Source organism: Streptomyces sp. NPDC051561, assembly GCF_044454195.1.
Classification (GTDB): domain Bacteria; phylum Actinomycetota; class Actinomycetes; order Streptomycetales; family Streptomycetaceae; genus Streptomyces.
The window spans coordinates 140,822-153,155 of the sequence record NZ_JBITDM010000017.1 but is presented as its reverse complement, the minus strand read 5'-3'; the positions used below and the strand labels follow the sequence as shown (position 1 = coordinate 153,155).

Sequence of the window (12,334 nt, the reverse complement as noted above, 5' to 3'; positions counted from 1 at the left end):
CTCGTTACCCATACGTTGCCGGGTGGGTTGTCCCGCCCCCCGCCCGGCAAGGTAGCGTCGACCCCGCCATGAACCTTGCCTACATTCCCAGCCCGGCGGCCGGTGAGATCCACCTCGGTCCCATCCCGCTGCGCGGCTACGCCCTCTGCATCATCATCGGTGTCTTCGTAGCCGTCTGGTACGGCAACAAGCGCTGGATCGCCCGCGGCGGTAAGCCGGGAACGGTTGCGGACATCGCCGTCTGGGCAGTGCCCTTCGGCCTCGTCGGCGGACGGCTCTACCACGTCATCACCGACTACCAGCTCTACTTCTCCGAAGGCAAGAACTGGGTCAACGCCTTCAAGATCTGGGAAGGCGGCCTCGGTATCTGGGGCGCCGTCGCCCTCGGCGCGGTCGGCGCCTGGATCGGCTGCCGCCGTCGTGGCATCCCGCTCCCGGCCTGGGCCGACGCCATGGCCCCCGCGCTGGTCATCGCGCAGGCCATCGGACGCTGGGGCAACTGGTTCAACCAGGAGCTGTACGGCCGGGCCACCGACCTCCCCTGGGCGCTGAAGATCACCAAGGGTGACGAGCCGGGTCTCTACCACCCGACCTTCCTCTACGAGTCGTTGTGGTGCCTCGGCGTCGCCGCCGTCCTGATCTGGGCCGACCGCCGCTTCAAGCTCGGACACGGCCGGGTCTTCGGGCTGTACGTCGCCCTGTACTGCCTCGGACGTGGCTGGGTCGAGTACCTGCGCGTCGACGACGCCCACCACATCCTCGGCCTGCGCCTCAACGTGTGGACCGCGATCATCGGCTTCGTCCTGGCGGTCGTCTTCCTGGTCATCTCGGCGCGACTGCGCCCGGGCCGCGAGGACGTCGTGGAGCCGGACCGCGACGCGGACGGCCCGGACGGTGCCAAGGGGGCCGAGGGACCTGAGGGTTCGGACGGCTCCGGGGCCGACGGGGCGGACAAGGGCAGTACCGAGGTTGCGGCGGCCAGGACGGCCAAGGGTGCTGCTGCGGACCTGAAGAAGGACGCGAAGAACACGCCGGAGAAGAGCGCGCCGGAGAAGAGCGCGCCGGAGAAGAGCGCGCCGGAGAAGAACGCGGAAGTGAAGGACGCGGACACCGAGGACGCGGCCAAGAAGGGCTGAACCCTCGTGGCGTGAGCGCTGCGAGAAGGGCCGCCCGGACCGAACTGGTCCGGGCGGCCCTTTCGTCCGCCGTGCCGCTCCCGCCCCGCCCTCGCCCCGCTGGTTCCTCACACCGCCCCGTCGATCTCCTTCCGGTACGGCATCGAGGTCGACGCCCCGTGCCGCTGGACGGACAGGGCCGCTGCCGCCGAGGCCCACGCCATGGCGTCCGGCATGGGTCTGCCCTCGCCGAGGGCGACGGCGAGGGCGCCGACGAAGGTGTCCCCGGCGGCGGTGGTGTCCACGGGTCTGGCGGGGACGGCCGGGACGAAGACCGGGTCCGGGGCGCTGCGGGCGACGTAGGCGCTGCCCGCGGCGCCGAGGGTGACGACCACCTCGGGGACGTGGTCGAGGAGGGTGCGGGCGGCCAGCAGCGGGTCGTGCAGGCCGGTGAGGGCGGCGGCCTCGTGCTCGTTGGGGACCAACAGGTCGGTGGCGGCGAGCAGTTCGGCCGGCATCGGACCTGCGGGGGCCGGGGTGAGGATGGTGCGGACGCCGTGCCGGCGGGCGGCCAGGGCACCCGCGGTGACGGCGGAGAGGGGGAGCTCGAACTGGAGGAGAAGGGCGTAGGCGCCGGTGATCACGGCCTCGTCGCCCGGGGTGAGGCCGGTGACGAGGTCATTGGCGCCGGGGACGACCACGATGGAGTTGCCGCCGCGGTCGTCCACGACGATGTGGGCGGTGCCGGAGGGGCCCTCGGCGGAACGCAGGAAGTCGGTGCCGACACCGGAGTGTTCGAGGGCGGTGCGCAGGCGGGGGCCGAAGTCGTCGGTGCCGACCGCGCCGATGATCGTCACGTCCCCGCCCGCGCGGGCGGCCGCGACCGCCTGGTTGGCGCCTTTGCCGCCGGGGACGGTTCGAAACGCCCGGCCCGCGACGGTCTCGCCGACGGCGGGGGCCTTGGGGGCGTACGCGACGAGGTCCATATTGGTGCTGCCGAGGACGGTGAGGCGGATCGGGTGCATGGGGGATGTGTGCCACGAGGGGCCCGCCACGACCCGTACCGGGACGGGAGTCACCCGGTCGGGGCCGGTGTCTGTCGGCCGGAGAAAGGTAAGGCTTTGATTAGTTGGTCGAGAGGTGCTCTGACCAGGTAAGTATGGCCTTCCTTGCTGGCGCACCCTTCGAATCGTACGTATCTTCAGGGGGTGTCGGGGCGTCCCCCGGCCGCAAGTGGCAAGAGGGGCACGGGGATTCACGCATGGCCATCATTGAGACCGAAGCGACGCTGCACGAGGCGCACCGCGACAACCACACCCACCGCGATGTGAACGGCGGCTGGCTGCGCCCCGCCGTGTTCGGGGCGATGGACGGACTGGTGTCGAACCTGGCGCTGATGACGGGTGTGGCTGGTGGGGCGGTGTCCCAGCAGACCATCGTCATCACCGGTCTGGCCGGGCTGGCGGCCGGCGCGTTCTCGATGGCGGCGGGGGAGTACACCTCGGTGGCCTCCCAGCGGGAGCTGGTGGAGGCCGAACTCGACGTCGAGAGGCGGGAGTTGAGGAAGCACCCGCAGGACGAGATGGAGGAGCTGGCCGCGCTCTACGAGTCGCGCGGCGTCGAGCCCCACCTCGCCCGGCAGGTCGCCGAGCAGTTGTCGCGCGACCCCGAGCAGGCCCTGGAGATCCACGCCCGGGAGGAGTTGGGGATCGACCCCGACGACCTGCCCTCCCCGCTGGTGGCCGCCGTCTCCTCGTTCGGCGCGTTCGCCCTCGGCGCGCTGCTGCCGCTGCTGCCCTACCTGCTCGGGGCGACCTCGCTGCTGCCCGCCGTCCTGCTCGCGCTGCTCGGGCTCTTCGGGTGCGGTGCGGTGGTGGCCCGGGTGACCGCGCGGACGTGGTGGTTCAGCGGGCTGCGGCAGCTGGCGCTCGGCGGGGCGGCCGCGGCGGTGACGTACGGACTCGGAACGCTCTTCGGCGCGGCGGTCTGACTTCTGCCGGGAGGCCGGTCGGGAGGTCCGTCGGGAGTTCCGCCGGGAGATCAGCCGAAATGTGCCGGAAACCCCTGGCGGGCCTCCCGCCAGGGGTTTCGTCGTGCGCCCGCCGTGGCCGGCTGTCAGAGTGTGACGTACGCCCCGGCACGGATCCCGGGCACGCCCCGTAGGATGTGGCTATATGCAAGGTGTCGCATAAGTAGTCGTTACCCATCGGTTTCGTCTAGTTGACGGCAGGGCATGAGCCGTAAGCGCCGCTGGCAACGATGCCCGCTCCGCTACGGTCCGGTGTACGGCGATATGCCTGCATCCGCACCACATCCACCGCTCTGGGCGGTGTCCGCATTGTGGAATGGGCTTTCCGCTTTCTGAGAAGCCAGCCATCATGTAACCTGCACGAAATTTCGCGGAGGGCCAGTGTCGTCCCTCGGTAGTTCCATATGCCACGACGACGACGGGAGTGCCGATGCGTACCCACGCCTGGTCGCCCATGGAGGGTCGCCCCGCCCCGCAGGGCCTGTACGACCCCCGCAATGAGCACGACGCCTGCGGCGTCGGCTTTGTGGCCACCCTTACCGGTGTGGCCAGCCATGACATGGTCGAGCAGGCGCTGACCGTATTGCGCAACCTCGAACACCGTGGCGCCACCGGCTCCGAGCCGGACTCCGGCGACGGCGCCGGCATCCTGCTCCAGGTTCCGGACGCCTTCTTCCGCGAGGTCACGGAATTCGACCTGCCGGCGGCCGGTGCGTATGCGGTGGGCATCGCGTTTCTGCCTGCCGAAGAGGCCGCGGGCGCCGATGCCCTCTCGCAGCTCGAAACCCTCGCGGACCAGGAAGGCCTCACCGTCCTCGGGTGGCGTGACGTGCCCGTCACCCCGGGTCTGCTGGGCAACGGCGCGCGCGCCACGATGCCCGCCTTCAAGCAGCTCTTCGTCGCCAACGGCGGCGCCAGCACCGGAATCGCGCTGGACCGCAAGGCCTTCGTGCTGCGCAAGCGCGCCGAGCGGGAGGCCGGTGTCTACTTCCCGTCGCTCTCCGCGCGCACCCTGGTCTACAAGGGCATGCTCACCACCGGACAGCTGGAGCCGTTCTTCCCGGACCTCTCCGACCGCCGGCTGGCCACCGCCGTCGCGCTCGTGCACTCCCGGTTCTCGACGAACACCTTCCCGTCCTGGCCGCTGGCCCACCCGTACCGTTTCGTCGCGCACAACGGTGAGATCAACACCGTCAAGGGCAACCGGAACTGGATGAAGGCGCGCGAGTCCCAGCTCGCCTCGGACCTCTTCGGGGCCGAGAAGCTGGACCGGATCTTCCCCGTCTGCACGCCGGACGCCTCCGACTCCGCGTCCTTCGACGAGGTGCTGGAGCTGCTGCACCTGGGCGGGCGCTCGCTGCCGCACTCGGTGCTGATGATGGTTCCCGAGGCGTGGGAGAACCACGAGTCGATGGACCCGGCCCGGCGCGCGTTCTACCAGTACCACTCCACGATGATGGAGCCCTGGGACGGCCCGGCCTGTGTCACCTTCACCGACGGCATCCAGGTCGGCGCGGTGCTCGACCGCAACGGTCTGCGCCCCGGCCGCTACTGGGTCACCGACGACGGCCTCGTGGTGCTCTCCTCCGAGGTCGGCGTCCTGGACATCGACCCCGCGAAGGTGGTCCGCAAGGGCCGGCTCCAGCCCGGCAAGATGTTCCTGGTCGACACCGCCGAGCACCGCATCGTCGAGGACGACGAGATCAAGGCGTCGCTGGCTGCGGAGAACCCGTACCAGCAGTGGCTGGAAATCGGTGAGATCGAGCTGGAGGATCTCCCCGAGCGCGAGCACATCGTGCACACCCACGCCTCCGTCACCCGCCGCCAGCAGACCTTCGGGTACACCGAGGAAGAGCTGCGGGTGATCCTCGCGCCGATGGCGCGGACCGGAGGCGAGCCGCTCGGCTCGATGGGGACGGACTCGCCGATCGCGGCGCTCTCCGAGCGTCCCCGGCTGCTCTTCGACTACTTCACCCAGCTGTTCGCGCAGGTCACCAACCCGCCGCTGGACGCCATCCGCGAGGAGCTCGTCACCTCGCTGCGCTCCTCGCTCGGCCCGGCGGGCAACCTGCTGGAGCCCACCGCCGCGTCCTGTCGCTCGGTCACCCTGCCCTTCCCGGTGATCGACAACGACGAGCTGGCCAAGCTCATCCACATCAACGCCGACGGCGACATGCCGGGCATGAAGGCGGCGACGCTTTCCGGCCTGTACCGGGTCTCCGGCGGCGGCGACGCGCTCGCCGCCCGTATCGAGGAGATCTGCACCGAGGCGGACGCCGCGATAGAGGCCGGTGCCCGGCTGATCGTGCTCTCCGACCGGCACTCCGACGCCGAGCACGCCCCGATCCCCTCGCTGCTGCTCACCTCCGCGGTGCACCACCACCTCATCCGCACCAAGCAGCGCACCCAGGTGGGCCTGCTGGTCGAGGCCGGTGACGTCCGCGAGGTGCACCACGTCGCACTGCTCATCGGCTACGGGGCCGCGGCCGTCAACCCGTACCTCGCGATGGAGTCCGTCGAGGACCTGGTCCGCGCGGGCACCTTCATGGAGACGGACGACGCCGAACAGGCCATCCGGCACCTGATCTACGCCCTCGGCAAGGGTGTCCTGAAGGTCATGTCCAAGATGGGCATCTCGACGGTCGCCTCCTACCGCGGCGCCCAGGTCTTCGAAGCGGTCGGCCTGGACGAGGAGTTCGTCGCCAAGTACTTCAACGGTACGGCGACCAAGATCGGCGGCGCCGGTCTGGACGTCATCGCCAAGGAGGTCGCCGCCCGGCACGCCAAGGGCTACCCGGCCTCCGGCATCGCCGCCTCGCACCGCCGCCTGGAGATCGGCGGCGAGTACCAGTGGCGCCGTGAGGGCGAGCCGCACCTGTTCGACCCGGAGACGGTCTTCCGCCTCCAGCACGCGACCCGCAACAACCGGTACGACATCTTCAAGAAGTACACGGACCGGGTGAACGAGCAGTCCGAGCGGCTGATGACGCTGCGCGGCCTCTTCGGCTTCAAGTCCGAGGACCGGGCGCCGATCTCCGTCGACGAGGTCGAGTCGGTCGAGGACATCGTCAAGCGCTTCTCCACGGGCGCCATGTCGTACGGCTCCATCTCGCAGGAGGCGCACGAGACCCTCGCCATCGCGATGAACCAGCTGGGCGGCAAGTCCAACACCGGTGAGGGCGGTGAGGACCCGGAGCGTCTCTACGACCCGGCACGCCGCTCCTCCATCAAGCAGGTCGCCTCCGGCCGCTTCGGTGTGACCAGCGAATACCTGGTCAACGCGGACGACATCCAGATCAAGATGGCGCAGGGCGCCAAGCCCGGTGAGGGCGGCCAGCTGCCCGGCCACAAGGTGTACCCGTGGGTCGCCAAGACGCGTCACTCGACGCCCGGCGTCGGCCTCATCTCGCCGCCGCCGCACCACGACATCTACTCCATCGAGGACCTGGCTCAGCTGATCCACGACCTCAAGAACGCCAACCCGGCGGCCCGCATCCACGTGAAGCTGGTCTCCGAGGTCGGCGTCGGTACGGTCGCGGCCGGTGTCTCCAAGGCCCACGCGGACGTCGTCCTGATCTCCGGCCACGACGGCGGAACGGGCGCCTCCCCGCTCACCTCGCTGAAGCACGCCGGTGGCCCCTGGGAGCTCGGCCTCGCCGAGACCCAGCAGACGCTGCTGCTCAACGGCCTGCGCGACCGCATCGTCGTGCAGACCGACGGCCAGCTCAAGACCGGCCGCGATGTGGTCATCGCGGCGCTGCTCGGCGCCGAGGAGTTCGGTTTCGCGACCGCGCCGCTCGTCGTCTCCGGCTGCGTCATGATGCGCGTCTGCCACCTGGACACCTGCCCGGTCGGCATCGCCACCCAGAACCCGGTGCTGCGCGAGAGGTTCGCGGGCAAGGCCGAGTACATCGTCAACTTCTTCCGCTTCATCGCCGAAGAGGTCCGCGAGATCCTGGCCGGGCTGGGCTTCCGTACCATCGAAGAGGCGGTCGGCCACGCCGAACTCCTCGACACCGACCGCGCGGTCACCCACTGGAAGGCCCAGGGCCTCGACCTGGAGCCGCTCTTCCACGTGCCCGCGCTGCCGGACGGTGCGGTCCGCCACCAGATCGTCACCCAGGACCACGCCTTGGAGAAGGCCCTCGACAACGAGCTGATCAAGCTCTCCGTCGACGCCCTCACCGCCGACACCGCCGAGGACGCCCGCCCGGTCCGCGCGCAGGTCGCCATCCGCAACATCAACCGCACCGTCGGCACCATGCTCGGCCACGAGGTGACCAAGAAGTTCGGCGGTGCGGGCCTGCCCGACGACACCATCGACATCACCTTCACCGGCTCGGCGGGCCAGTCCTTCGGCGCCTTCGTGCCGAGCGGCATCACGCTGCGGCTGGAGGGCGACGCCAACGACTACGTCGGCAAGGGCCTCTCCGGCGGCCGGGTCGTCGTCCGCCCGGACCGTGGCGCCGACCACCTCGCCGAGTACTCCACCATCGCCGGCAACACCATCGGCTACGGCGCGACCGGCGGCGAGATCTTCCTCCGCGGCCGTACCGGCGAACGCTTCTGCGTCCGCAACTCCGGTGCCACCGTGGTCTCCGAGGGCGTGGGCGACCACGGCTGCGAGTACATGACCGGCGGCCACGCCGTCGTCCTGGGCGAGACCGGACGCAACTTCGCGGCCGGCATGTCCGGCGGCATCGCGTACGTCATCGACCTCGACCGGGACAACGTCAACCCGGGCAACCTGGACGCCGTCGAAACCCTGTCCACCTCCGAACAGCAGTGGCTGCACGACGTGGTGCGCCGCCACCAGGAGGAGACCGGATCGACCGTCGCGGCGAAGCTGCTGGCCGACTGGCCCGCCGCCGCCGCACGATTCAGCAGGATCATCCCGTCCACGTACAAGGCAGTGCTCGCCGCCAAGGACGCCGCTGAGACAGCCGGGCTCTCCGAGCAGGAGACCACCGAGAAGATGATGGAGGCGGCGACCAATGGCTGACCCCAAGGGCTTTCTGACCACCGGACGCGAAGTCGCCAAGACCCGCCCGGCCGCGGAGCGCGTGAAGGACTGGAACGAGGTCTACGTTCCCAAGTCCCTCCTCCCCATCATCAGCAAGCAGGCCGGCCGCTGCATGGACTGCGGCATCCCGTTCTGCCACAACGGCTGCCCGCTCGGAAACCTCATCCCCGAGTGGAACGACTACGCCTACCGCGAGGACTGGACCGCCGCCTCCGAGCGGCTGCACGCCACCAACAACTTCCCGGAGTTCACCGGGCGGCTGTGCCCGGCCCCCTGCGAGTCGGCGTGCGTGCTCGGCATCAACCAGCCCGCCGTCACCATCAAGAACGTCGAAGTCACCATCATCGACAAGGCGTGGGACAGCGGCGACGTCACCCCGCAGCCGCCGGAGCGCCTGTCCGGCAAGACCGTCGCGGTCATCGGCTCGGGCCCGGCCGGCCTCGCCGCCGCGCAGCAGCTCACCCGGGCGGGCCACACCGTCGCCGTGTACGAGCGCGCCGACCGCATCGGTGGACTGCTGCGCTACGGCATCCCCGAGTTCAAGATGGAGAAGTCCCACATCAACCGGCGCATCGAGCAGATGCGTGCCGAGGGCACCAAGTTCCGCACCGAGGTGGAGATCGGCCGTGACGTCGACGCGGCCAAGCTGCGCCGCCGGTACGACGCGGTGGTCGTCGCCGCCGGAGCCACCGTCTCCCGCGACCTTCCCGTCCCGGGCCGGGACCTGAACGGCATCCACTTCGCCATGGAGTACCTGCCGCTGGCCAACAAGGTGCAGGAGGGCGACCTCACGGTGGCCCCGATCAGCGCCGAGGGCAAGCACGTCGTCGTCATCGGCGGCGGCGACACCGGTGCCGACTGCGTCGGCACCGCACACCGGCAGGGTGCCGCCTCGGTCACCCAGCTGGAGATCATGCCCAAGCCGGGCGAGGAGCGGAACCCGGGCCAGCCCTGGCCCACCTTCCCCATGCTCTACAAGGTCACCTCCGCGCACGAGGAGGGCGGCGAGCGGGTCTACTCCGTCTCCACCACCCACTTCGAGGGTGACGAGGACGGCAACGTCCAGTCCCTGCACCTCATCGAGGTGGAGTTCAAGGACGGCAAGCTGAACCAGAAGGCGGGCACCGAGCGCGTCATTCCCGCCCAGCTGGTCACCCTCGCCATGGGCTTCACGGGCACCGACCAGGCGAACGGCCTGGTCCAGCAGTTCGGCCTGGACCTCGACGAGCGCGGCAACATCGCCCGCGACGGCGACTACGCGACCAACGTCGACGGCGTCTTCGTCGCCGGTGACGCCGGCCGCGGCCAGTCGCTCATCGTCTGGGCCATCGCCGAGGGCCGCTCCGCCGCCCGCGGCGTGGACCGCTACCTCACCGGTGTGAGCGCCCTCCCCGCCCCGGTCAAGCCCACCGACCGTGCGCTGATGGCCTGACCTGGCGTACGGTGGTACCCACGTTGTTCCCCTCGGCCGAACCGGCCGGGAGCAACCCCCCAGATGTCCCGTACAGCGTCGTGCGGAACTGATCGCAGCGCCTGCCCCACCTCGTCCCCGACCGGACAAGGGGCGGGCGCTGCGGCGCGTCCGGGGCCTGTGGGGGGTGGCCCGGCAGTTCACGCCCGGGGAGCCGGGCCGGACGCTGCCTGGAGGGCCGGGGGAGTGGCCTCGGTGACGGTGGTGGAGTCGGGGGCCGTGGTGTCCTGATCCGTCCCGGAGGCGGGGGTCGAGGACCCCGGGCGCAGCATCCGCCACACCAGGACCGTTGCCGCGATCATGATGAGCGCTACTGCGGCTACCGCGATCTTCCATACGTCCGTGAACTCGCTTGCCAGGGACGCGTGTTGGGGGCCGGTCAGCTTGCCCGCCGCCACGTCCGCGGCCAGGGCGGGATCGCCGAGGCGGGACTGGAGCAGGGCGATCAGGGCGGCGCCGAAGACGGCGAGCATCAGGGAGTTGGAGCCGGCCCGGACGGTGTTGAGGAGTCCGGAGGCCATGCCCACTCGGGACGGGTCGACCAGGCTCATGGCCTGGCCGTCGACGAGGCCCATGGCGAGGCCGTTGGCGACGCCGATCAGGGCGAGCGGGGCTGCCAGGCCGACGGGGCCGATGCCCGGGTGGAGGAGGACGGCGAGGAGCGTGTTGCCGGTGGCGGAGAGGGCCAGGGCGGTGACGATCAGATGGCGGGGGCGGACGCCCCGGTTGATCAACCGGGCGGTGATCTGTGGGACGACGAACACCGGTGCCGTCATCAGGAGCATCACCAGTCCCGCTGCGCTCGCGCTCAGGCTGTTGGCGCCCTGGAGGTAGGTCGGGAAGAAGATCATGACGCCGGAGGAGCCGACCGCGATCGTCGTGCCGCCGACGATCCAGCCCATGAAGCCGCGGTTGCGGATCAGTCCCAGGTCCAGCATGGGGTGGTCGCTGCGGCGCTCGATGCGGACGAAGAGGGCGAGCAGGGCGGCTCCGGCCGCGAGTCCGGCCCAGCGGGAGGTGCCGCTCTGGGTGATCGAGAACATGATCAGGCCGAGGGCCCCGATGAAGGTGACGGCGCCCGGCCGGTCCAGCTTCGGGCGGGTGGCGGCCTTCGACTCCTGCATGAAGAAGGTCGCGGAGATGATCACGATCCCGGCGACGGCGAACACCAGGAACGTCGTACGCCAGCCGAACGAGCCCACCAGCAGCCCGGAGAGGGAGGGTCCCACCGCGATGCCGATGCCGGCCACCGTGCCGACCGCCGCGAACACCTTGGTCCTGGCCGCCCCTTCGAAGGTCGCGGCGAGGATCGCACCGCCGCCCGCCATTACTCCGGCCGCCCCGATGCCGGCCAGGGTGCGGGCCAGGTCGAGCAGCAGGATGTCCTGCGAGGACGCGGCGGCGAAGGTCCCCGCCGTGTAGAGGGCGGCGCCCGCGGCGTACACCTTCCGCCGTCCGAACAGGTCGCCCAGTGAGCCTGCGACGAGCATCACGGCGGACGCGGTCAGGAAGTATCCGGTGACCACCCACTGGAGGGCCGGGCCCGAGGCGTCGAGATCGCGGCCGATTTCGGGGAGGGCGATGGTGGTGCCGGACATGGACATGGGGAGGGTGAGGTATCCGAGCAGGACGATCAGCAAGGTGAGGGCGGGGCGGGATACGTGTATCGGCTTCATGAGGTCGAGCTTTGTACCTGAAGCGTGCTTTAGGTCAAGGGGTTTGGGTGTGGGAGCTGTTGGGGGTGGGAGCGGGTGGGGATGTGCGGGGGGTGTTGTGGTTGCTCGCGCAGTTCCCCGCGCCCCTGGGAGGCGGCCTGCGGCCGCTCCAGGGGCGGTTAGCCCCGGCGGGGCAAGTTGGTGAGCCATTCTGTTGTCGCGTTTACCGCTGCTTCCGCCTCCGGCAAGTAGCCCAGGCCGCCGAGGAAGCCGTGGAACATTCCGGGGTAGAGGTTCACCTGGACCGGGATTCCGTTGCGGGCCAGTGCGCGGCCGTAGGCGAGGGCCTCGTCGCGGAGGAGGTCGCAGTCCGCGAGGAGGAGGAAGGCGGGGGGCATGTCTGACAGATCCGGGGCGAGGCCCGGTGAGGCGTACGGGGTGGAGGGGTCGGCGTCCGGGCCCAGGTACTGCTCCCAGTACCAGCGCATGTGCGCGGCGGTGTGGAAGAAGCCCTCCGCGTACTCCGTTGCCGAGGGGCTCTCCAGTCGGTGGTCGAGTACCGGGTAGAGGAGCAGTTGTGCGGCGATGCAGGGCAGTTGCTGGTCTCGGGCGCGCAGTGCGGCCGCCGCTGCCAGGTTGCCGCCGCTGGAGTCCCCGGCGACCACCACAGGACGGCCCCATTTCCCGTACGCCCACCTCACCGCCGTGAAGAAGTCGTCGGCCGCCGCCGGGAAGCGGTGTTCGGGGGCCCGGCGGTAGTCCACCGAGACGACCGTTGCACCGGACCGGGTGGCGAGCTCGCGGCAGAGGGCCTCGTGGGTATCGAGGTCGCACATGACCCAGCCGCCCCCGTGGGCGAAGACGACGACGGGGGTGGTGGGGGTGGGGGAGTCGGGCCCGTAGATGCGGACCGGGATGCCGTCGGCCAACTCGTTGCGCAGGGACGATTCTTGGGGGCCGGCCGGGTGGACCCCCGCCTTCGACGCCAGCCGCAGCGCCGCCACGTCCCCCGGTCCCGGGAACCCCTTCGCCATGGCGTCG

The 12,334-nt window shown here is 70.4% G+C and carries 7 protein-coding genes; 4 read left to right on the top strand and 3 right to left on the bottom strand.

Features of this window, described 5'->3' with window-relative positions:
- Positions 1 to 68: 68 nt before the first annotated feature.
- A complete protein-coding gene (gene lgt, locus ACIA73_RS30250) occupies positions 69 to 1,136 on the top strand; it encodes a prolipoprotein diacylglyceryl transferase (protein ID WP_399442004.1) in 1,068 nt (355 codons plus the stop codon).
- A 107-nt stretch (positions 1,137 to 1,243) separates the two neighbouring features.
- Here lgt and ACIA73_RS30245 read toward each other — a convergent pair whose 3' ends face one another.
- The gene (locus tag ACIA73_RS30245) at positions 1,244 to 2,140 is read right to left on the bottom strand and encodes a ribokinase (RefSeq protein ID WP_399442003.1); all 897 of its coding nucleotides are present in this window, start codon (positions 2,138 to 2,140) and stop codon (positions 1,244 to 1,246) included.
- 236 nt (positions 2,141 to 2,376) lie between these two features.
- On the opposite strand from ACIA73_RS30245, the gene ACIA73_RS30240 reads away from it, so the two are divergent.
- The 3 genes from ACIA73_RS30240 (at position 2,377) to ACIA73_RS30230 (ending at position 9,599) form a co-directional block, all read left to right on the top strand.
- Positions 2,377 to 3,105 (top strand): VIT1/CCC1 transporter family protein, encoded by a 729-nt coding sequence (locus ACIA73_RS30240; RefSeq protein WP_399442002.1) that lies wholly within the window; start codon positions 2,377 to 2,379, stop codon positions 3,103 to 3,105.
- A 469-nt stretch (positions 3,106 to 3,574) separates the two neighbouring features.
- Positions 3,575 to 8,146, top strand: coding sequence for a glutamate synthase large subunit (gene gltB / locus ACIA73_RS30235; RefSeq protein WP_399442001.1), 4,572 nt, complete (start codon positions 3,575 to 3,577; stop codon positions 8,144 to 8,146).
- Positions 8,139 to 9,599, top strand: a complete 1,461-nt coding sequence (locus ACIA73_RS30230; RefSeq protein ID WP_399442000.1) for a glutamate synthase subunit beta — start codon at positions 8,139 to 8,141, stop codon at positions 9,597 to 9,599. The genes gltB and ACIA73_RS30230 overlap by 8 nt, the downstream gene beginning before the upstream one ends.
- A 179-nt stretch (positions 9,600 to 9,778) precedes the next feature.
- On the opposite strand, the gene ACIA73_RS30225 is transcribed toward ACIA73_RS30230, so the two are convergent.
- Complete coding sequence (locus ACIA73_RS30225) at positions 9,779 to 11,314, bottom strand: MFS transporter (protein ID WP_399441999.1); 1,536 nt, start codon at positions 11,312 to 11,314, stop codon at positions 9,779 to 9,781.
- Between the two features lie 158 nt (positions 11,315 to 11,472).
- Positions 11,473 to 12,327 carry an alpha/beta hydrolase gene (locus tag ACIA73_RS30220; RefSeq protein WP_399441998.1) on the bottom strand — a complete coding sequence of 285 codons (855 nt, stop codon included), beginning with the start codon at positions 12,325 to 12,327 and terminating at the stop codon, positions 11,473 to 11,475.
- Between the last annotated feature and the right edge of the window lie 7 nt (positions 12,328 to 12,334).

Coding starts and splice junctions, on each gene's coding strand:
- ACIA73_RS30230 (WP_399442000.1), top strand. CDS start 8,139: ATGGCTGACCCCAAGGGCTTTCTGACCACCGGACGCGAAGTCGCCAAG.
- ACIA73_RS30225 (WP_399441999.1), bottom strand. CDS start 11,314: ATGAAGCCGATACACGTATCCCGCCCCGCCCTCACCTTGCTGATCGTC.
- ACIA73_RS30240 (WP_399442002.1), top strand. CDS start 2,377: ATGGCCATCATTGAGACCGAAGCGACGCTGCACGAGGCGCACCGCGAC.
- ACIA73_RS30245 (WP_399442003.1), bottom strand. CDS start 2,140: ATGCACCCGATCCGCCTCACCGTCCTCGGCAGCACCAATATGGACCTC.
- lgt (WP_399442004.1), top strand. CDS start 69: ATGAACCTTGCCTACATTCCCAGCCCGGCGGCCGGTGAGATCCACCTC.
- ACIA73_RS30220 (WP_399441998.1), bottom strand. CDS start 12,327: ATGGCGAAGGGGTTCCCGGGACCGGGGGACGTGGCGGCGCTGCGGCTG.
- gltB (WP_399442001.1), top strand. CDS start 3,575: ATGCGTACCCACGCCTGGTCGCCCATGGAGGGTCGCCCCGCCCCGCAG.